At 68.6% G+C, this 19,216-nt stretch carries 27 protein-coding genes; 19 read left to right on the top strand and 8 right to left on the bottom strand.

Annotated features, from left to right (window positions below):
- Positions 1-91: 91 nt before the first annotated feature.
- Positions 92-430 (bottom strand): STAS domain-containing protein, encoded by a 339-nt coding sequence (locus G6N30_RS11540; RefSeq protein WP_234880107.1) that lies wholly within the window; start codon positions 428-430, stop codon positions 92-94.
- A 103-nt stretch (positions 431-533) separates the two neighbouring features.
- Positions 534-815, bottom strand: a complete 282-nt coding sequence (locus G6N30_RS11535; protein ID WP_134052881.1) for a GlsB/YeaQ/YmgE family stress response membrane protein — start codon at positions 813-815, stop codon at positions 534-536.
- A gap of 131 nt (positions 816-946) precedes the next feature.
- On the opposite strand from G6N30_RS11535, the gene G6N30_RS11530 reads away from it, so the two are divergent.
- Positions 947-1,615 carry a response regulator transcription factor gene (locus G6N30_RS11530; protein ID WP_134052879.1) on the top strand — a complete coding sequence of 223 codons (669 nt, stop codon included), beginning with the start codon at positions 947-949 and terminating at the stop codon, positions 1,613-1,615.
- 26 nt (positions 1,616-1,641) lie between these two features.
- On the opposite strand, the gene G6N30_RS11525 is transcribed toward G6N30_RS11530, so the two are convergent.
- Positions 1,642-2,469, bottom strand: coding sequence for a D-alanyl-D-alanine carboxypeptidase family protein (locus G6N30_RS11525; RefSeq protein WP_134055181.1), 828 nt, complete (start codon positions 2,467-2,469; stop codon positions 1,642-1,644).
- A 102-nt stretch (positions 2,470-2,571) separates the two neighbouring features.
- Complete coding sequence (locus tag G6N30_RS11520) at positions 2,572-3,447, bottom strand: D-alanyl-D-alanine carboxypeptidase family protein (RefSeq protein WP_134052877.1); 876 nt, start codon at positions 3,445-3,447, stop codon at positions 2,572-2,574.
- A gap of 30 nt (positions 3,448-3,477) precedes the next feature.
- Here G6N30_RS11520 and G6N30_RS11515 point away from each other — a divergent pair, with 30 nt between their 5' ends.
- Entirely contained in the window at positions 3,478-3,897 is a 420-nt protein-coding gene (locus G6N30_RS11515) for a nuclear transport factor 2 family protein (RefSeq protein ID WP_134052875.1), read from the top strand.
- Positions 3,898-3,900: 3 nt separating this feature from the next.
- On the opposite strand, the gene G6N30_RS11510 is transcribed toward G6N30_RS11515, so the two are convergent.
- Positions 3,901-4,542, bottom strand: a complete 642-nt coding sequence (locus G6N30_RS11510) for a class I SAM-dependent methyltransferase (protein ID WP_134052874.1) — start codon at positions 4,540-4,542, stop codon at positions 3,901-3,903.
- A gap of 180 nt (positions 4,543-4,722) precedes the next feature.
- Between G6N30_RS11510 and rpsP the strand changes: the two genes are divergently transcribed.
- Genes rpsP through trmD form a run of 4 tightly spaced genes read left to right on the top strand, consistent with a single transcriptional unit; the run spans position 4,723 to position 6,730 of the window.
- Entirely contained in the window at positions 4,723-5,244 is a 522-nt protein-coding gene (gene rpsP, locus G6N30_RS11505) for a 30S ribosomal protein S16 (protein WP_134052872.1), read from the top strand.
- Positions 5,245-5,252: 8 nt separating this feature from the next.
- Complete coding sequence (locus tag G6N30_RS11500) at positions 5,253-5,495, top strand: RNA-binding protein (RefSeq protein WP_003928628.1); 243 nt, start codon at positions 5,253-5,255, stop codon at positions 5,493-5,495.
- Positions 5,496-5,511: 16 nt separating this feature from the next.
- Positions 5,512-6,033, top strand: coding sequence for a ribosome maturation factor RimM (gene rimM, locus G6N30_RS11495; protein ID WP_134052870.1), 522 nt, complete (start codon positions 5,512-5,514; stop codon positions 6,031-6,033).
- Positions 6,034-6,046: 13 nt separating this feature from the next.
- A complete protein-coding gene (gene trmD / locus G6N30_RS11490) occupies positions 6,047-6,730 on the top strand; it encodes a tRNA (guanosine(37)-N1)-methyltransferase TrmD (RefSeq protein ID WP_134052868.1) in 684 nt (227 codons plus the stop codon).
- Here the strand turns inward: trmD and G6N30_RS11485 are convergent.
- Positions 6,727-7,653: a serine hydrolase gene (locus tag G6N30_RS11485; RefSeq protein ID WP_134052866.1), complete on the bottom strand. Its 927-nt coding sequence runs from the start codon at positions 7,651-7,653 to the stop codon at positions 6,727-6,729. The genes trmD and G6N30_RS11485 overlap by 4 nt on opposite strands.
- A 321-nt stretch (positions 7,654-7,974) precedes the next feature.
- Between G6N30_RS11485 and rplS the strand changes: the two genes are divergently transcribed.
- The 4 genes from rplS (at position 7,975) to G6N30_RS11465 (ending at position 10,402) form a co-directional block, all read left to right on the top strand.
- Positions 7,975-8,316 (top strand): 50S ribosomal protein L19, encoded by a 342-nt coding sequence (gene rplS, locus G6N30_RS11480; protein ID WP_059093674.1) that lies wholly within the window; start codon positions 7,975-7,977, stop codon positions 8,314-8,316.
- A gap of 52 nt (positions 8,317-8,368) precedes the next feature.
- A complete protein-coding gene (lepB, locus tag G6N30_RS11475; protein ID WP_134052864.1) occupies positions 8,369-9,208 on the top strand; it encodes a signal peptidase I in 840 nt (279 codons plus the stop codon).
- A gap of 93 nt (positions 9,209-9,301) precedes the next feature.
- Positions 9,302-10,021 carry a ribonuclease HII gene (locus G6N30_RS11470; RefSeq protein ID WP_134055179.1) on the top strand — a complete coding sequence of 240 codons (720 nt, stop codon included), beginning with the start codon at positions 9,302-9,304 and terminating at the stop codon, positions 10,019-10,021.
- A 75-nt stretch (positions 10,022-10,096) separates the two neighbouring features.
- Positions 10,097-10,402 (top strand): DUF2469 domain-containing protein, encoded by a 306-nt coding sequence (locus G6N30_RS11465; RefSeq protein WP_011559372.1) that lies wholly within the window; start codon positions 10,097-10,099, stop codon positions 10,400-10,402.
- A gap of 16 nt (positions 10,403-10,418) precedes the next feature.
- On the opposite strand, the gene G6N30_RS11460 is transcribed toward G6N30_RS11465, so the two are convergent.
- Complete coding sequence (locus G6N30_RS11460) at positions 10,419-11,585, bottom strand: serine hydrolase domain-containing protein (protein WP_234880106.1); 1,167 nt, start codon at positions 11,583-11,585, stop codon at positions 10,419-10,421.
- Between the two features lie 90 nt (positions 11,586-11,675).
- On the opposite strand from G6N30_RS11460, the gene G6N30_RS11455 reads away from it, so the two are divergent.
- The 3 genes from G6N30_RS11455 (at position 11,676) to G6N30_RS11445 (ending at position 13,705) form a co-directional block, all read left to right on the top strand.
- A complete protein-coding gene (locus G6N30_RS11455) occupies positions 11,676-12,449 on the top strand; it encodes an HAD-IIA family hydrolase (protein ID WP_134052860.1) in 774 nt (257 codons plus the stop codon).
- A gap of 66 nt (positions 12,450-12,515) precedes the next feature.
- Positions 12,516-13,247 (top strand): GntR family transcriptional regulator, encoded by a 732-nt coding sequence (locus tag G6N30_RS11450; protein ID WP_134052858.1) that lies wholly within the window; start codon positions 12,516-12,518, stop codon positions 13,245-13,247.
- The gene (locus tag G6N30_RS11445; protein WP_134052856.1) at positions 13,244-13,705 is read left to right on the top strand and encodes a RidA family protein; all 462 of its coding nucleotides are present in this window, start codon (positions 13,244-13,246) and stop codon (positions 13,703-13,705) included. The genes G6N30_RS11450 and G6N30_RS11445 overlap by 4 nt, the downstream gene beginning before the upstream one ends.
- A gap of 2 nt (positions 13,706-13,707) precedes the next feature.
- On the opposite strand, the gene G6N30_RS11440 is transcribed toward G6N30_RS11445, so the two are convergent.
- The gene (locus tag G6N30_RS11440) at positions 13,708-14,313 is read right to left on the bottom strand and encodes an SRPBCC family protein (protein WP_234880105.1); all 606 of its coding nucleotides are present in this window, start codon (positions 14,311-14,313) and stop codon (positions 13,708-13,710) included.
- A gap of 95 nt (positions 14,314-14,408) precedes the next feature.
- Between G6N30_RS11440 and G6N30_RS11435 the strand changes: the two genes are divergently transcribed.
- The 6 genes from G6N30_RS11435 to G6N30_RS11410 are packed head-to-tail and all read left to right on the top strand — an operon-like array spanning position 14,409 to position 19,203.
- Entirely contained in the window at positions 14,409-15,407 is a 999-nt protein-coding gene (locus G6N30_RS11435) for an LLM class flavin-dependent oxidoreductase (protein WP_179965579.1), read from the top strand.
- Complete coding sequence (locus G6N30_RS11430; RefSeq protein WP_134052854.1) at positions 15,404-15,691, top strand: hypothetical protein; 288 nt, start codon at positions 15,404-15,406, stop codon at positions 15,689-15,691. The genes G6N30_RS11435 and G6N30_RS11430 overlap by 4 nt, the downstream gene beginning before the upstream one ends.
- Positions 15,692-15,749: 58 nt before the next feature.
- Positions 15,750-16,733, top strand: coding sequence for an ABC transporter substrate-binding protein (locus G6N30_RS11425; protein WP_134052852.1), 984 nt, complete (start codon positions 15,750-15,752; stop codon positions 16,731-16,733).
- 39 nt (positions 16,734-16,772) lie between these two features.
- Positions 16,773-17,579, top strand: coding sequence for an ABC transporter ATP-binding protein (locus G6N30_RS11420; protein WP_234880104.1), 807 nt, complete (start codon positions 16,773-16,775; stop codon positions 17,577-17,579).
- On the top strand, positions 17,576-18,427 hold the full coding sequence (locus G6N30_RS11415) for an ABC transporter permease (protein ID WP_134052850.1): 852 nt from the start codon (positions 17,576-17,578) through the stop codon (positions 18,425-18,427). Before G6N30_RS11420 ends, G6N30_RS11415 begins: the two co-directional genes overlap by 4 nt.
- Complete coding sequence (locus tag G6N30_RS11410) at positions 18,424-19,203, top strand: ABC transporter permease (protein WP_134052848.1); 780 nt, start codon at positions 18,424-18,426, stop codon at positions 19,201-19,203. Before G6N30_RS11415 ends, G6N30_RS11410 begins: the two co-directional genes overlap by 4 nt.
- Positions 19,204-19,216 lie beyond the last annotated feature (13 nt).

Genomic DNA, 19,216 nt, shown 5'->3' with positions numbered 1-19,216 from the left:
GCTCCCTCCATCAAGTTAGGGCGACCTTACTTCGATGGCTCGAGCCGTGGGGGCCTCCGTCGAGGGCCCGTCCGGCACCCGGCGGTCGATCTCATCGCTCGGCGACGGCGACAAGGGCATCGGGGAGGGTCCGGTACAGGGTCACGAACCGGTCCACCCCGACCAGTCTCAGCGGCCGACTGGTAGCGGGGCCGTCGGCGACGACACCGAATCGGATCGACGGTGCAAGCTCTTCCTGTGTGGTGACCAGCAGGGTCATCCCCGCTGACGCCAGGAACTGCACCGTGGACAGGTCCACGATCAGCGCGGTGGGCGCATGTCGGGCTGCGGACCGGATTGCTTCGGCCAGCGTAGGAGCGGTCAGCATGTCGAGGTCACCCGAAACCGTGAGCACCACGGTCCGCCGCACCCAGCTCTGCTCGACCGCCAAGCCGTCACCATGCGAGGGAACGCGCCCATCACTGAGATGCGTTGTCCCGTACACTGGTTCGTCACTCATCTCCATCGCATCCCTCTGCTGCGCCCGCGTGGGCCTACCGGGAGCGGACCGATCTGCGACCCCCGACACGCAGCCAGATCACCAGAACGATGACAGCTCCGACGACGGAGCCGATGATGCCGGACGGCTGGAAGAACCCCTCCGCACCGTCCTTGTGGAACAGCAGGTATCCGAGCAGTCCGCCGACGAACGAACCGACGACCCCGAGTGCGATGGTCATCGGGATCGACAGGTTCTGCTTGCCCGGAACCAGCAGGCGGGCAAGGGCGCCGGCGATGAGTCCGATGACGAGGAGGCTGATGATGAGTCCGATCATGGCTGGAAGCCTTTCAGGGTGAGCGCCGACGGGCGCTTCGATCCGGACGGTCGGGTGGTCTCCCGGCACTGAAGTCATTCCACACCCCTTAGGGGGGTGGCGGTACACCCCTAGGTAGGTAGTCTGCAGTCATGGCGCCGCCGCCCCATCAGCCGATCACCGTCGCGCTCGTCGACGATTACGACGTCGTGCTGATGGGCGTGGCCAACATGTTCGATCGGTACCGCGACCGCGTCGTCGTGGCGGAGATCGACGCCAACATGGGTTTGGAGGACGCGGTCGATATCGTCCTCTACGACTCGTTCGCCCAACCCGAGTCCGATCACGACGAGATCGCCGTCCTGGTCGCCAATCCGCGGGCTCGCCGAGTCGTGGTGTACACGTGGAACTTTCACCCTGATCTCATCGCCAGCGCCCGGCAGAAAGGTGCCGACGGCTACCTGTCCAAGACGCTGCCTGCGCGAGAACTGGTCGCGGCGCTGGAGGCGGTGCACGCCGGCGAGACCGTCATCAGCGACGTCCCGCCGCGGGCCCGTGGCCCGGTCGGACTCGACTGGCCCGGCCGGGGCGAGGGACTCAGTGACCGGGAGTCCGAGATCCTGGCCCTCATCACCCAGGGCAAGAGCAACGCCGACGTCGCGGCGTTGACGTATCTGAGCCCGAACACGATCAAGTCGTACATCCGCACCATTTACCGCAAGATCGGGGTGGCGAGCCGCACCCAGGCCGTGTTGTGGGGCGTCGAACACGGCTTCACGCCCGATCACAACCGCATCGAACACTGGAAAGGTGGGCCCTGACCGGGGCTGCCGTCGCGAAGCGCGTCCTAGGGCTGAGCGAAGCCGTAGTCGAACAACCCGATCGCCTGGCCGTACAGATCCCCGGTGCCGTACATCTGCACCACGGCGAGGCGGCGGTTGCCACGTTGTGCCGCACCGATATACGTCTTGCGGGCGAGGTTGGTGTAACCGGTCTTGCCTGCGATGTCGCCGGGGTAGCGGCTCAGCAACTCGTTCTGGTTGGTGAGCGTCTTCCCCGGGAACGACGCCGACGGGGACCGCATGATCTGCGCGATCAGTGGGTACTGCAGCGCGGCCCGCAACATCAGAGCCAGATCGTGCGGTGTGGTGATCGACTCCCATCCCGGCCCGTCGAGGCCGGACGGCGACGAGGCCCTGGTCGCTTTCGCGCCGACGAGTGCGGCTTTGCGGTTCATCGCTGCGACCGCGGCGCGCTGGCCGCCCAGCATGTCGGCGAGCATGTTGGCCGCATCGTTGCCCGACACCATCAACAGCGCCGCCAGCAGCTGGCGGGTGGTGTAGGCCTGGCCGGGTTTGAGCCCGACGCAGGAGCATTCGACCTGGGTGTGGGATGCGTTGGCGCGAGCGAAGTTGTCGGGGGAGAGGTGGTCGAGCACGACCATCGCCAGCAGCACCTTGATGGTGCTCGCAGGCGCATGCGGCTCGTACGGGTTGCGGCTGGCCAGGACCCGGCCCGAGTCGAGGTCAGCGAGCAGCCACGCCTGCGCCGGACCCTGGGGAAGGGCGACGGTGCCGGCCGGTTGCGGTTGCGCGACGGCTCGCGTCGGCAGTGCCACCGACAGTGCCGACACCAGGGTGAGCGCGCAGCCGGCGACCAGCGTGCGCGACCACATCCGCGCACGCGACCAGGCCATGGCCGCAGAGCCTAACCCCGGCTATGCGTCGGAACGGTCTCGAAATCGTTGCGGGTCAATGTCATCCGGTTTGGCGACCGGTCACAGCGTCCCGACGTTGGCGGTGCGGTCCAGTGCGAAGCCCCAGTCCAGCAGGGCACCCGCCTGATCCCAGTACGTGGGGCCGCCCTCCTTGACCAACCCGTGCATCAGCGCCACGACCAGCCGGCGGCCGTCGCGCTGGGCCGCGCCGACGAAGGTCTTGCGCGCGATGTCGGTGAAACCGGTCTTGCCTCCGATCGCGCCGGGATAGCGGTGCAACAGCTCGTCCTGGTTGACCAGCACGGCGTCACCGGTCTTGGTCGGGAACACCGTGGACGGCATCGCGGTGATCTGCGCGAAGACCGGCTCGGCCATCGCGGCCCGGAAGATGACCGCGAGGTCGTGCGGCGTGGACCAGAACGGCATGCCGGGCCCGTCGAGGCCGGACGGGGTGACCACGTTGGTGGCGTGGGCGCCCAGTGCGGCCGCCTTGGCGTTCATCTTCGCCACCGCGACGTCGGTGCCGCCGAGCATGCGCGCCAGCGTGTTGGCCGCGTCGTTGCCCGATACCAGCAGCAGCCCCTCGAGCAGTTGACGTGCGGTGTACGAGCGCCCGGGCGCCACCCCGGCGCAGTTGCACTCGACCCGGGTGTCCGCCTCGTCGGCGACGATCGTGGCGTCCAGCGGCACCTCGTCGAGGACGACCTGGGCCAGAAGCGTCTTGATCGTGCTGGCCGGGGCGTAGCGGACGTTGTCGTTGCGGCCCGCGAGCACCTGCCCGGTGTCCATGTCCGCGACGATCCACGCCTCGGCCGGACCGGCGGGGATCGGCACCGACCCGACCGGCTGGATGTCGATGTCCGCGCTGGCGACCGGGGCGACGGTGACGGCCAGCGCGGCCAGCATGGCGACGAACAGAATGACGAGCCTGTGCATGGCGGGAGCTTAATCGGGTTCAATCAGGTCATGCTGAGCCTCGCGGAAATCTCGGACCGGCTGGAGATCCAGCAGTTGATGGTCGACTACTCCTCGGCGATCGACCAGCGCCGGTTCGACGACCTCGACCGGGTGTTCACCCCGGACGCCCACATCGACTACCGCGCCACCGGCGGCGTCGAGGGCAGCTACCCCGAAGTGAAGAAGTGGCTGGCCGAGGTGCTGCCCAACTTCCCGGCGTATTCGCACCTGGTGGGCAATTTCGATGTCAGGATCTCCGGTGACACGGCGACGTCGCGGGCCATCTGCTTCAACCCGATGGTGATGGGCGGTGAGACCGGGCAGGTCTACTTCGTCGGGATCTGGTACGTCGACGAGTTCGTCCGCACCGCCGACGGGTGGCGGATGGCTCGTCGCGTCGAGGAGAAGTGCTTCGACAAGCTGGTGTGACCGTCAGTCGCCGCGCCGGCCGGTGATCGTGTGGCGCGGCATCCGCCCGTCGGTCCTGGTCTCCACGTCGACGGCGAACCCCGCCCGCTCGAGTGCGGCGACGATGTCGGCGACCGGCCGCAGCCGGAATCCGTACGGCGTCATCGGCAGCGCCCGCATGGCGTCGGGGTCGCCCACCCCGACGGCCACCCGCCCGGCCGGCTTGAGCACCCGCGCCAGTTCGGCGCACACGGCGTCGAGGTCGTCGAGGAAGTACACGGTGTTGACGGTGATCGCGGCGTCGAGCGAGGCGTCCTCGAGCGGCAATGCCGTGAGCGATCCTTCGACCAGTCGCAACCGGTCGCTGTCGAGGTCACCCCGGAAGGACCGCCGTGCCCGGTCGAGCATGTCGTCGGAGATCTCGACGCCGTAGACGGTCCCGCCGGTCCCGACGGCGTCGACGAGCAGGCGCAGCCCGGCACCGCCGCCGAACCCGATGTCGGCGGCGACGCCGCCCGTGGGGACCTGCGCCGCGGCCACTGCCGTCGCGATCGCCTGCCCGTTGCCGCGGTTCAGTGCGCCGGCGACGACTCCGCCGAGGGTTCCGTGCGGACGGCCGAGTTGGCCGGCGATGGTGGTCAGGAGTCGCTGCCGAAGTGAGGTCATGGCCTCGAGTGTGCCCGGTCGAGCGATTTCCGGGCGGAGGCGCCGGTCTGGCACAATGGTCGGCTGTCCGCCCGCGACTCCGGCCGCGCGGTGGTCACACACGCGAGGCAAAACCGGATCGGGCAATCCGCCCGCTCGCCGAATTGCAGCGTGGCAACCCCTGAGGAGAATCGTTTCACCATGGCTGTGAAGATCAAGCTGACCCGTCTGGGCAAGATCCGCAACCCCCAGTACCGCATCGTCGTCGCCGACGCGCGCACCCGCCGCGACGGCCGCTCCATCGAGGTCATCGGCCGTTACCACCCGAAGGAAGAGCCGAGCCTGATCGAGCTGAACTCGGAGCGCGCCCAGTACTGGCTCGGCGTCGGTGCCCAGCCCACCGAACCGGTGCTGCAGCTGCTCAAGATCACCGGCGACTGGCAGAAGTTCAAGGGTCTGCCGGGCGCCGAAGGCACGCTGAAGGTCAAGGAGCCCAAGCCCAGCAAGCTGGATCTGTTCAACGCCGCCCTGGCGGAGGCCGAGGGTGGGCCCAGCACCGAGGCCACCCAGCCGAAGAAGAAGAAGGCTCCGGCCAAGAAGGCGGCTTCCGACATCGAGGCGACCGCCGATCCGTCCGGTTCGGCCGACAAGTCCGAGCCCGCCGCTGAGGGCGAAGACGCCACCATCGCCGGCGCCACGGCTGCTGACTCCGCCGAGAGCTGAGTGCCGCGGTGAGTTCAGTCGTCGTCGACGCTGTCGAACACCTCGTCCGCGGGATCGTCGACAATCCCGACGATGTGCGGGTGGACATGGTGACCAACCGCCGCGGGCGCACGGTCGAGGTGCATGTGCACCCCGACGACCTCGGCAAGGTCATCGGCCGCGGCGGTCGCACTGCGACGGCGCTGCGCACCCTGGTCGCCGGCATCGGCGGACGGGGTATCCGCGTCGACGTGGTGGACACCGACCAGTAGCGAACGAACAACGGTCATGGACCTCGTAGTCGGGCGGGTCGTCAAGGCACACGGCGTCACCGGTGAACTGGTGGTGGAGGTCCGCACCGACGAACCCGAGGCGCGGTTCGTTCCCGGTGCGGAGCTGCGGGGCCGCGCTCCGAAGGGCGGCGCCGAACGCCGCCTCGTCATCGAATCGGTCCGCCCGCACGGCGGCCGGCTGCTGGTCCGCATCGACGGGGTTTCCGACCGGACCGGCGCCGACGCGCTGCGCGGGACGATCTTCCTCGTCGACACCGAGTCGTTGCCGCCGATCGAGGATCCCGACGAGTTCTACGACCACCAGCTCGAAGGTCTGCGGGTGCGCACCGTCGACGGTGCGGAGATCGGCACCGTGGCCGAGGTGCTGCACACCGCGGCGGGTGAACTGCTGTCGGTCAAGACCCCCCAGGGAGCCGAGGTCCTCGTGCCGTTCGTCACCGCGATGGTGCCGCGGGTGTCGCTCACCGAGGGCCTGGTGGAGATCGATCCACCCGAGGGTCTGCTGGATCTGGAATAGCGGGTACCCAGCTGTGCGCATCGACGTCGTCACGATCTTCCCGCGCTATCTCGACCCGCTGCGAGAGTCGTTGCCCGGCAAGGCGATCGAGTCGGGCCGTGTTCAGCTGGGCGTGCACGACCTGCGCGACTGGACCCACGACGTGCACCGCTCGGTCGACGATTCGCCCTACGGTGGCGGACCCGGCATGGTCATGAAGGCCCCCGTGTGGGGTGCCGCGCTCGACGATCTGTGCACCGCCGACACGCTCCTGGTGGTGCCGACCCCCGCGGGGCGCCTGTTCGACCAGGCCACGGCCCGACGGTGGAGCACCGAACAGCATCTGGTCTTCGCCTGCGGGCGGTACGAGGGCATCGACCAGCGGGTCGCGGACGACGCCGCCCGGCGGATGCGGGTGGCCGAGGTCTCGATCGGCGACTACGTGCTCACCGGAGGTGAGTCGGCGACGCTGGTGATGGTCGAGGCGGTGGTGCGGCTGCTGCCCGAGGTGCTCGGCAATCCCGACTCCCACGCCGACGACTCGCATTCGGCGGGGCTGCTGGAGGGGCCGAGTTACACGCGGCCGCCGAGTTGGCGAGGACTGGACGTGCCCGCGGTGCTGCTGTCGGGCGATCACGCGAAGGTTGCGGCGTGGCGCCACGAACAGTCGCTCGCGCGGACCCGGGAACGGCGCCCGGACCTGTTGTCCGACAGCTAGATCCGGCCGTCCGGGAACATCGTCTTGACGGCCTGGGTGATGGTGGCGCGGGCGTTGGCGGCACTGGCGGGCTGATCGGATCCGATGACCATGATGTAGCGGCGGTCGGCGCCGATGAGGCCGGTCGACAGATGCATCCATTCATTGCCGATGACGTTCATCCAGCCCTGTTTGACCGCCACCGGCACCGCGGGCAGACCCTCGGGGATGCCGAAGCGCTGCGGGTAGATCCCGCCGGGCTGGGTGCCGTCGATCCCGTTGGGTGTGGAGGCGGCCAGATTGCTGACGATCATCTCGGCCTTGTCGCGCGGCAGGCCGCCCGCTCCGGACAGCATCATGTCGTAGAACCGCACCAGGTCCGCCGCCGTACTGATGGTGTTCCACCAGCGGCCGTTGCCGGGGGGACGGGTGCCGGCAAGCCCGTAACGCTGTGCGACGCGGGTGACGATGGAGCTGCCGCCACCGCGGTTCCAGAACACCTCGGCCGCGCTGTCATCGGAGCTGCGCAGCATCGACTGGAAGGACTTGAGGTCCTCGGGGGACAGCGGCTTACCGCTGAACAGCAGGTCGTCGGCGATGAACAGCTTCACCACCGAGGCGATGGCGATGCCGCGGCCATTTCCGTTCGACACCAGCTGGCCGGTGTTGCGGTCCTTGATGAGCAGGGTGATGTCGGCCCCCGCCTCGGCCGCCTGGTCGGTGGCCAGCCGTGCCCGGTCGTCGAGCCCGACGAACGATGTGGGCGGCTGGTCGGGCGGGGCCTCCGGCAGCGGGGCCAGCGTGCCCTGCGGTGCGACGACGGTGAGGTGTGGTCCATCGGCAATCGGCGGCGTGCCGTACACGCGCGCTTCGCATCCCGAGACGACGACTGCCGCGACCATCGTCGCGGCGGTAGCCGTCCACAGCCCCGACGGCCGTCGCATATGTCTCCTTCTCGAATGCTGGTGGGCGCCTTCGGCGGGAAACGATTCGGCGCACCCGGGCGCCGCGAATCGGTGAGTCCAGCCTAACGTGTACCCCGCGCGGGCGCCGATCAGCACGACCGGCGCCGACCGGTGTCCCGAGGCGCGATTTCACTGGACCGGTGCCCGTCTGGCACAATTGAGCAGTTGTCCGCGCAGGACGTGGGGTACAGCCCTGCGGTCCGCTGCGAGATACGCCCCGAAAGCGTCCGTACCCACCGGCTCGGCACGCGCTGTCCGTGACAGCCTGCCCACGCCGCAAGCAACAAGGAAGTGTCACCGATGAACACGCTGGACTTCGTCGATCAGGCGTCGCTGCGCGACGACATCCCGGCTTTCGGCCCCGGCGACACCGTCAATGTGCACGTGAAGGTCATCGAGGGCTCGAAGGAGCGCATCCAGGTCTTCAAGGGTGTCGTCATCCGCCGACAGGGCGGGGGCATCCGCGAGACCTTCACGGTCCGCAAGGAGAGCTACGGCGTCGGCGTGGAGCGCACCTTCCCCGTGCATTCGCCCAACATCGATCACATCGACGTCGTCACCCGCGGCGACGTCCGCCGCGCGAAGCTGTACTACCTGCGCGAGCTGCGCGGCAAGAAGGCCAAGATCAAGGAGAAGCGCTGACCCGCGCCGGCGCTGACACGGCGTCGGTCGGTCCGCTGGCTAGTCTGTAGCCGTGACCGATAGCGCCGAGTCGACGCCCGAGGACACCGTCGGCAAGGTGCATTCCGCCGCCGACCCGGACGGCGAGCAGGCCGACAAGCCCGGCCGCAAGCATTCCGCCCTGCGGGAACTGGCCATCCTGGTCACCATCGCGATCGTCCTGTACTACGTGATGCTGACGTTCGTCGCGCGGCCCTACCTGATTCCGTCGGAGTCGATGGAGCCCACGCTGCACGGGTGTCCGGGCTGCGTCGGCGACCGCATCATGGTCGACAAGGTCACCTACCGGTTCTCCGAACCGGAGCCCGGCGACGTGATCGTGTTCAAGGGTCCGCCCAACTGGAACATCGGCTACAAGTCGATCCGTTCGGACAATCCCGCGCTGCGCTTCGTGCAGAACGCGCTGTCGGTGGTCGGGTTCGTCCCGCCCGACGAGAACGACCTCGTCAAGCGGGTCATCGCGGTCGGCGGACAGACCGTCGAATGCCGGGCGGCCACCGGGCTGACCGTCAACGGCAAGCGGCTCGACGAGCCGTATCTGGATCCGCAGACGATGATGGCCGACCCCGCCGTGTACCCCTGCCTGGGCAACGAGTTCGGGCCGGTCACCGTGCCCGAGGGCAAGCTGTGGGTGATGGGCGACAACCGCACCCATTCGGCCGACTCCCGCGCACACTGCACGAACCTGCCGGGGGACGCCCAGCGCGGCCTGCTGTGCACCGGCGACCCGGAAGCGGGCACGATTCCGGTGGACAATGTGATCGGTAAGGCGCGGTTCATCGCCTGGCCGCCGTCGCGATGGGGCGGGGTGGGCTCGGTCGATCCGCAGACTGCCGCCGATACGACCCAGTAGGACGAACTCGCAGTAGGAGATCGCGATGAGCCGCTTGCGCGAACAGCCGGGGGCCTGCTGTGACCGCTTGCGCGAAGAGCGGAGGGCTTGAGCTTGCCGGCGTCATGGCCGCCCCGCACGGTGATCCGTAAAGCGTCCGGTCTTCGCACGCTGGAGTCCGCGCTGTATCGCAGCGGGCTCGGTCCGGTGGCCGGCGTGGACGAGGTGGGCCGCGGTGCCTGCGCGGGCCCGCTCGTGGTCGCGGCGTGTGTCCTGGGCCCGAACCGGTTGGAGAGCCTCGCCGCGCTCGACGATTCGAAGAAGCTGGGCGAGAAGGAGCGCGAGCGGCTGTTCCCCTTGATCCGCCGCTATGCGCTCGCCTACCACGTGGTGTTCATCCCGTCGGAGGAAGTCGACCGGCGCGGTGTACACGTGGCCAACATCGAAGGCATGCGGCGGGCGGTCGCGGGCCTCTCGCTGCGACCGGGTTACGTGCTGTCCGACGGGTTCCGGGTGCCGGGGCTGCCGATGCCGTCACTGCCGGTCGTCGGCGGCGATGCGGCTGCGGCCTGTATCGCCGCGGCCAGCGTGCTGGCCAAGGTGAGCCGCGACCGGTTGATGGTGGCGATGGAGCAGGAACATCCCGGCTACGGCTTCGCCGAGCACAAGGGCTACAGCACGCCCGCGCACACGGCCGCGCTCGCCGAGCTCGGCCCGTGTCCGCAGCACCGTTATTCGTTCATCAACGTGCGGCGACTGGTTCCTGCGGGTACCCCGCAGGTGGCCGTGGCGTTGACCGACGCTGAACCCGGGCAGCACTGTGAACTCGGGTAGGGGGAGGATTGCGATGAGCCGCTCGCACGAGGAGCCACCGGCCGTGCCATACCGACGTGAAGGACAGCAGCACTGATGAGCGCCGAGGATCTCGAGAAGTACGAAACCGAGATGGAGCTGTCGCTGTACCGGGAGTACAAGGACATCGTCGGGCAGTTCAGCTACGTGGTGGAGACCGAGCGCCGCTTCTACCTGGCCAACAGCGTGGAGATGGTGCCGCGCAACGCCAACGGCGAGGTGTACTTCGAGTTGCGGCTGGCCGACGCCTGGGTCTGGGACATGTACCGGCCCGCCCGGTTCGTCAAACAGGTGCGGGTCATCACGTTCAAGGACGTGAACATCGAAGAGGTGGAGAAACCCGAACTGCGGCTGCCCGAGTAGGCGCTCACCGCAATCCTCACCTCAATTCGGCGGCGATCGCGTCGAACGCCGCGATCGTGGCCATGAGTTTGTCGTTCTCTTCGGGGAGGGCCCAGCTGGACAGTTTGGCGGCGACCATTCCGGCCGGCCGGTTCACGTAGATCATCTGGCCGTGGATGCCCAGGCACAGCACCACGTCGTCGCCGGGATAGGGCAGCCAGCACTTGTTGCGGTACATGCCGCCGGGAAAGCGCGCGGTGTCGCGGCCCGCGGCGAACGCGGCGCGGGAGTCCGCCCCGCCGGCCAGGGTGTCGGCGATCCACGAGGGTTCCACCACCTCCCGGCCGGTGAGCGAGACACCGTCGGTCACGAACAACGTGCCGACTCGGACCAGATCGCGCAGGCAGGCGTTGATGCCGCCGTCGAACATCCCGGTGCCCTCGCGGTCGACGCCGATCACCGCGTCGGTCTGCGCTCCGATACGGCTCCACAGCAGTTCGGACATCAGCGCGGGCATGCGCTCTCCGGCGGCGGCCTCGCACACCCACCCGAGCACGTCGGTCTCGCAGGAGCGGTAATCGAAGGGGCCGCCGTGCGGACCCGCCTGACGCAGGGTCAGCAGGAAGCCGTACATGGTGTCGGGCAGGTCGGGCACGGTGCGCGGCGCCCAGCCGATCGCCTGCTCGAGCAGTCGCACCTCGGCCAGCGGATCGAGGTACTCCTCGGAAAACCCGATGCCCGAACGCATGTCGAGCAGGTGCCGGACGGTCGCCCCGGCATAGCCCGAGTTCGCCAGCGCCGGAACGTAGTTCGTCACCGGGGTGTCGGGCACCAGGGCGCCCTGCCCGACCAACGCGCCCGCCACCGTCGCGATGAGGGTCTTGCTGACCGACATCAGCAGATGCGGGGTGTCGGGGAGCATTCCGCTCGGATACCGCTCCTCGAGGACCTCGCCGTGGCGGGTGACGATCCAACCGTCGGTGGCCGTCGCGTCCATCACCTCGCCCACGCTCGCCGCGCCGGGTAACGGGATGTCGGACAGCGCGACGGCTCGTGGCGGTAGTTCGGCGACCGGCCCGTCGCCCCGGGAGATCCGCGCCGTGGGCAGGAAATCGGCCAGGTGCTGGAACGCCCAGTGCAGGTGGGGGGCGGTCTGCCAGTTGTGGAGGGTCAGATCGGGAGGGACACGGCCGGGCTCGCTCACCCCGCCGACCTTATCCGCGGCCGGCCGCCACGCGGCGCCGGCATCGACGATTGACGGGTGTACCCGCAGGACAGTTGACAGACTGAAGCCGTGCGTTCGAATGCCAAATGCTGGCTCACCGACATGGACGGCGTCCTCGTCCGCGAAGAACATGCGCTGCCCGGGGCCGCGGAGTTCCTCGCCCGCCTCGTCGAACGGGAGCGGCCCTTCCTGGTCCTGACCAACAACTCGATCTTCACCCCGCGCGACCTGGCCGCCCGGCTGGCGCGTTCGGGGCTGATCGTGCCGGAGGAGTCGATCTGGACATCGGCGCTGGCGACCGCGACCTTCCTCGCCGATCAACTGCCGGGCGGGTCGGCCTACGTCATCGGCGAGGCGGGCCTGACCACCGCGCTGCACGAAGCCGGATACACGCTGACCGATGTGGGACCGGATTTCGTGGTGCTGGGGGAGACGCGGACCTACTCGTTCGAGGCGATCACCAAGGCGGTCCGGTTGATCCTCGGCGGCGCCCGGTTCATCGCCACCAACCCCGACGTGACCGGCCCGTCCGGGGAAGGGCCGTTGCCCGCGACCGGGTCGGTGGCCGCGATGATCACCAAGGCCACCGGCCGGGAGCCCTACTTCGTCGGCAAACCCAATCCCATGATGTTCCGCAGCGCGCTCAATCGCATCGAGGCCCACTCCGAGAGCACCGTCATGGTGGGAGACCGGATGGACACCGACGTGGTCGCCGGCATCGAGGCGGGTCTGGACACGATCCTCGTGTTGACCGGATCGACGACCATCGAGGACGTCGAGCGTTACCCGTTCCGGCCCAGCCGGGTGCTGCCGTCCATCGCCGAAGCCATTGACCTGGTGTAGCGCGCGGCACTGGCCGCCCCCGCGCCGGTCGCATAGAGTATCCAATATCGGCGAAAGGGAGTCCCCATGCCACCGCGCACCGCGACCAAGCGCACCCCCGTCGGCACCGACGCGGGTGCGGCGCCGCGCGCGGACTTCGTGCGGCCGAAAACGGCGCAGCAAGCGGTGGCCGAGGCGCTGCGCCGCGACATCACCACCGGCAAGCTCGCACCGGGCAGCTGGATCGTCCAGGAGACGCTGGCCGAGCAGTTCGGCATGTCCCGGATCCCGGTCCGCGAGGCGCTCAAGACGCTGGAGGCCGAGGAGTACATCACCTACGTCCCGCACAGCGGGTACCGGGTGGCCAAGCTCGGTCTGGAGGATCTGCTCGAGGTCTTCCGGCTGCGCGACATCCTCGAAGAGGAACTGATCCGCGATGCCATGCCACGGCTGACCGACGAGGTCGTCGACGCGATGCGCGCGGAGATGGCCGAGATGGACCGCGCCGCCGCGGTGGGCGATCTGATCGCCGTCGGGGTGGCCAACCGCCGGTTCCACTTCCTGCCGTTCGAGGTGAGCCGGATGGCCCGTACCAGGCGGCTGGTGACCCAGCTGTGGAACACCGCCGACGCGTACCGCCCGCTCTACGCGCACCTGATGGACCTGGAGAAGGTCAACAGCGAGCACGTGCTGTTCGTCGAGGCGATGGTGGCCCGTGACGTCGAGAAGGCCGTGGCGATCAACCACCAGCACCGCTCGCATGCCGTCGACCACCTCAACGAGGTGTTCGCCCGGGAGGAAGCCGCCCGGCAGTCGTGACGCCGCGAGACCGGCTGGCGGAGCTGGGTCTGGAGCTGCCCGCACCGCCGCCGCCGAAGGGTGCTTACATCCCGTACCGGTGGTGCGGTGACCAGCTGTGGGTCTCCGGAGCCACCGCGCGCAGACCCGATGCGCCGAGCCTGCGCGGCGTGGTCGGCGCCGACGTGACGGTCGGCGACGCCGCCGAACAGGCCCGGCTGGCCGCGCTGAACCTCCTCGGTGCGGTCGAAGCCGCGGCCGGGCTCGGCGCGGTGCGTGGCCTGGTCCACCTGCGCGGGTATGTCCGCGGGACAACGGATTTCGACGCGCATCCGGTGGTCGTCGACGGAGCGTCAGAACTTCTGATCGAGGTGTTCGGGGCCGACCGCGGTGCGCATGCCCGCACGGCGATCGGTGTGGCATCGCTCCCGGGCGGCGCCTGCGTCGAACTCGAACTGGTCGCCGCGGTCGACCGCTGAGGTCAACGCAGCCGTTGCGCCGTCCGCCCGAGCGCCAACCCGAGCAGCACACCGGCCAGCATGGTCAGCACCAGGGACGCGCTGTCCGACGTCAGCGGTCGCCCGTCGGCCGGTGCGGGCCGCCGCGCGGCGGCCGGTGCCCGGTCCTCGGAGCCTCCGGTGATCAGCGCGTTCAACCGTTTGACGAACTGGCCGAGGATCCGGTTGCTCACCTGGGAGATGACGCCGCTGCCGAATTGCGCGATGCGCCCGCCCAATTCGAGGTCGGTGACGACCGTGACGTCGGAATGGCCGGCGGTGGCCGAGTCGCGGGCCACCATCGTGACCGTCGCCTCCGCCGATCCGTTGCCCTTGCGGTCGCGGGCGTGGCCCCGGACCACCATCTCGTGGGCGTCGTCGCGGCGGCTGACCACGGTGGCCGTGCCGGCGAGCGTCAACCCGACCGGACCCACCTTCACCGCCACACTGGCGTGGTAGTCGTCCCCGTCGCGGCGGTCCAGTCCGGCGCCGGGGATGCATTCGACCACCTTGGGGATGTCGGTCAGCGTCGCCCACGCCGTCTCGAGCGGCGCGTTCACCGAGAACTCGTTGACGAGTCGCACGTGCATCTCCTCTTCTCGAACGAGTTCGCCCGTTCCGGTTGTGGGGGCGGGACGGCCACCCTACGATTGGATACGATATCCAACCGTAGGAGGTCGAGCAGGTGTTGAGCAAGGGAGTCGGTCTCTTCCCGACCGAACCCGTCGGGGCCATGTGCGAATACGTGCAGTTGTGCGAATCGCTCGGCTACGACAACGTGTGGTTCGGCGACTCGCAGAACATCTGGCGGGAGTCCTCGACGGTGATGGGGGCGGCCGCCGTCGGCACCGAACGCATCGTGTTCGGAACCGGGGTCACCAATGCCGTCACCCGCCACCCGTCGCTGCTGGCGTCGACCTGGGCGACGCTGGCCGAGTTCACCGGCGGGCGGGTCGCCCTGGGCATCGGCACCGGCGACTCGTCGCTGCGCACCATGGGTCTCAAACCGCAGAAGCTCGCCGAGCTGGAGGAGTCGATCCGTCAGCTGCGCGCGCTGTTCCGCGGCGAGAAGGTGGTGGAGGCGACCAGTGGGGCCGACTTCCACCTCAACTACCTCACCGAGCCGCTGGACATCCCGGTCTACATCGCCGCGTCGGCGCCCAAGATCCTGCGCATGTCGGGCCGCATCGCCGACGGTGTCATCGTGTTGGTCGGCACCGCACCGCATTTCATCGAAGCGGCGCTGAAGACGATCGAAGCCGGAGCGGCGGAGAGCGGCCGCACGCTCGACGACCTGCACATCGTGCTGTGGACGCCGACCGCGATCAGCGAGGACCGCACCGAGGCGCGGGATCTGGTGCGCGCGCACGTCTCCCGGGTCGCGATCCGGCCGCTGCCCGCCAAGGTGGAGCCCGCGCTGGAGAAGGCGATCGACCGCATCCGCGACAGCTACAACTACTACGAGCACATGAACACCGAGGCGTCGCACGCCGACCTGGTGCCCGACGAACTCGTCGACCTGTTCGCGCTGGCGGGCACTCCCGCCGAGTGCGCACAGCGGCTCAAGGAGATCGAATCGCTCGGGGTCGACCAGGTGTCGATCGTGCCGTTCGTCCGCCCCGGCCAGAGCCGCGCACCCACCATCCGCACCTTCGCCGAGATCGTGGACGGATCCGCGCGGTGACCCAGCCTGCCGACGCGGCGGCGCGCTACCCTGCCCCGGGCAGTCCGGTGCCCGGCGCCCCGCCGCCGCTCAAGCGCACGCTGACACCGGCCGACGGTGCGGCGGTGAGTCCGGAGAGCGGATCACCGCGCGGCGGGACGACGAATCCGCCTCGCGGGTACGACGATTCGCGGAGAGAATCAGGTCGGTCCCGATGGACGGCCGCGGCCGCCATGGTCGGAATCGCCGCGGGACTCGAACTGGCCGGCGTATTGGCACGCCGGTCCACGGGCGTGAAATGTTGACCCAGATCACACCTGTTCGTATGCTGTATCCAATATTCAGTTTACCGGAGGTTGTCCGATGATCTGGTCCCCCAAAGCTTTTGCCGCCCTCCTCGCCGCCGGTGCGCTCCTCATGGGTGCCACCGCCTGCGCGGACGAATCCGCCGAACCCGCCGCCCAGGGCACTGACGAGTTGAGCATCTCGGCGACCGGCGTCGACAGCCTGCCCTTCATGGCCATTCTGCAGGCCGGGATCGACAAGGGCTGGTTCGAGGAGGAAGGCCTGAAGGTCGACCTCTACTCCGGCGGCGGTGGCGGCAACACGATGCGCGTCGTCACCAGCGGTGACGCCGACATGGCCATCGCGGGCAACACCTCGGTGCTGCTGGCCGCCAAGCAGGCCGATTCGAACCTGAAGGTCGTCGCGCCGTGGTTCCAGGTCAACGACTTCTCCTGGATCTCGCCGCCCGGGCGCAAGATCGAGGGCGCAACGCTGGGCTTCAGCTCGGCGGGTTCGTCCACCGAACTGGTCGTCAAGGCACTCGAGAAGAAGCTCGGGGTCAAGGCCCAGGCCGTCGGGCCGATGGGCGACAACTGGACCGCCGCCAAGGCCGGACAGATCACCGCGGGATGGGCCATGCAGCCCTTCATCGCCGACAAGCAGGCCACCGACAAGGCCGAGGTCCTGGTGAAGTCGCGCGACATCATCGGGGACATGCCCGCCGATCTGGTGGCGGTCAACGGCGATTACGCCGAGGCCAACGGTGAGAACGTCAAGGCCTTCTTCCGCGTCGCCGACCGCCTCAACAAATGGGTGGTCGAGAACCCCGACGAGGCCGGCGCCGAACTCGGCCCGCTGGTCGGGGTCAGCCCGCAGGTGATGATCGATGCGCTGCGCAACACCCCCGACATCGAGAAGGGCTACTCCCTGACCGTCGATCCCGAGGGCCTGAAGAACCTGTCCGACCTCATGGTCGCGGCCGGACAGATTCCCGAGCCCGTCGACTGGGCCACCGTGCTCGATCAGCAGTACCTTCCCGAGGACGCCCGCGCGGAGTTCTGAGAACACACCGCCACCGCACCTGACCACGATCGGAGACTCGTGAACGCGACATCCAAGGGCATCGAGATGCGAGGCGTGTCCGTGGTGTTCGACGCCCCGGCGGGCAAGGTCACCGCCGTGACCGGCATCGACCAGGACGTGCCCCACAGCAGCTTCGTGTCCATCGTCGGGCCGAGTGGTTGTGGCAAGTCCACGCTGCTGGCCGTCATCGCCGGCCTGCAGCGGGCCAGTACCGGCCACGTCAGCGTCGCCGGTAAGACGGTGACGGGTCCGGACCCCAAGATCGGCGTTGTCTTCCAGGAGGATTCGACGCTGCCGTGGCGCACCGTCGAGGACAACGTCAGCTTCGCCATGGAGATGATCGGCACCCCCAAGGCGCAGCGCCGCCAGCGGGCGAAGGAGGCCGTCGACCTCGTCGGCCTCAGCGGGTTCGAGAAGTCCTATCCCTCACAGCTTTCCGGTGGTATGCGGCAGCGCGTCGCGCTCGCGCGCACGCTGGCGGTCCAGCCGGAAGTGGTGCTGATGGACGAGCCGTTCGCCGCGCTCGACCAGCAGACGCGGCTGTTCCTCGGCGCGGAGGTCCGGCAGATCTGGGCCCGCACGCACCAGACGATCGTGTTCGTCACCCACGACATCAGCGAGGCGATCCTGCTGTCGCAGCAGGTGTGGGTGATGTCCTACCGGCCGGGTTCGATCATCGACGTCGTCGACATCGACCTGCCGGCCGACCGGGACGCCAGTGTGGTGTCGACTCCCCGCTTCAACGAACTGCACAACCGCATCTGGGGGTCGCTGCAGGCCGAGTCGATGCGCGGGTTCCGCCAGCAGGAGACGGCGGCCACATGACGGCGTCGTACCTGGCCGAAGACGATCTGCCCACCGAGACCATGCAGCAGCATCCGACCGAGCCCGGCACCGCGCGCCGTCCCCGCAAGCTGGGCGGCGCCCTGGTCAGCGTGCTCTCCACGATCGCGCTCATCGCGCTGTTCCTCGTATTCGCCGAAATCGGCGCGGCCGCCGGGTGGTGGAGCGAGCGGGTGCTGCCCGCTCCGTCGACGATCTTCGGGGAACTGCCCGCCCTGTTCGGTGACCCCCAGTTCTGGCTGGACGCCCGGCGCACCGGCATGGAGGTCGCCGTCTCGATCGTGGCGGGCAGCCTGCTCGGCTTCGCCGCGGGTCTGACGTTCTGGAAGCTGCCTCTGGTGGGCCGGGTGTTCGAGCCCTACCTGGTGTCGTTCTACGCGGTGCCGCTGGTGCTGTTCTATCCGGTGATGATCGTTCTGGTCGGCATCAACGCGATGTCGGTGATCATCCTGGCCACGATCATGGCGGCGATCCCGATGGCGCTCAACACCGCCGTCGGCCTGAACACGATGCCGCCGGTGTACATGAAGCTGGCCCGGTCGCTCAAGGCCTCGCCGCGCCAGACCCTGTTCGCCATCGCGATCCCGGCGGCCGGACCGTTCATCGTCGCCGGGCTGCGCCTGGCGGTGGTCTACGCGCTGATCGGCACGATCGCCATGGAGTTCACCACCGCCCAGGCCGGGCTCGGCTACCGCATCCGGTACCTCTACGAGATCTTCGACAACACACTGATGTTCGCCTACATCGCCGTGGTGCTGGCGCTGTCGATGATCCTGACGGTGCTGCTCGCGCTCGTCGAGCGGGTCCTGCTGCGAGGGAGGAAGGCATGACCGCCACACTGCCGCGCAGCGACGCCGCACCGAAGTCCGATCGGATCCGCTCGCTACTGAGCAACCAGTTCGTCGGCGCGGTCGCGCTGGCCGTCGTGGTGGTGATCGGCTGGGAGATCATGTCCAGCCTGACCTTCGTCATCCCGTCGCCGGTGCAGACGTTCACGGTGCTCGTGCAGAACCTGTCGGACCCGAGCTACCTGTTCGATCTGCGGGTGACTGCTCAGGCGGTGTTCCTGGCGTTCGTGATCGGCACCGCGGTCGGTGGCGGCATCGGGCTCCTGTTGGGTCTGTCAGCGTGGCTGCGAACGCTGTTCGAGCCGCTGATCATCATGCTCAACGGCATCCCGAAGATCGTGCTGTATCCCGTACTGCTGCCGATCTTCAGCCTCTCCGGGTCCAAGGTCGTGATGGGTGTGCTGTTCGCGCTCTTCCCGGTGCTGATCAACGTCTCCACCGGTGTGCAGGAGATCCCGCGGGTGTACTGGAAGCTCGCGCGGTCGGTGCGCGCGAACGCCTGGCAGACGTTGGTGCACATCATCTTCCCGGCGATCCGGCGGCCGCTGCTGACCGGTATCCGGCTGGCCGTCAGCCTCTCGGTGGTGGGCGTGGTGCTCTCGGAGTTCTTCGCCACCCGCCGCGGGCTGGGCCGGGTGGTGCTGCAGTCCTACAGCCACGGCGACTATCCATCGATGGTGGCCACGATCATGCTGCTGATCACCATCTCGTTCGCGATCTCGGTGGCGTTGTGGCAGTGGGAGAAACGGCTCCATTGAGGTACATCGGCAG

Origin of the sequence: Mycolicibacterium litorale (assembly GCF_010731695.1) — a bacterium.
Taxonomy (GTDB): Bacteria; Actinomycetota; Actinomycetes; order Mycobacteriales; family Mycobacteriaceae; genus Mycobacterium; species Mycobacterium litorale.
This window is presented reverse-complemented; position numbering and strand designations above follow the sequence as displayed.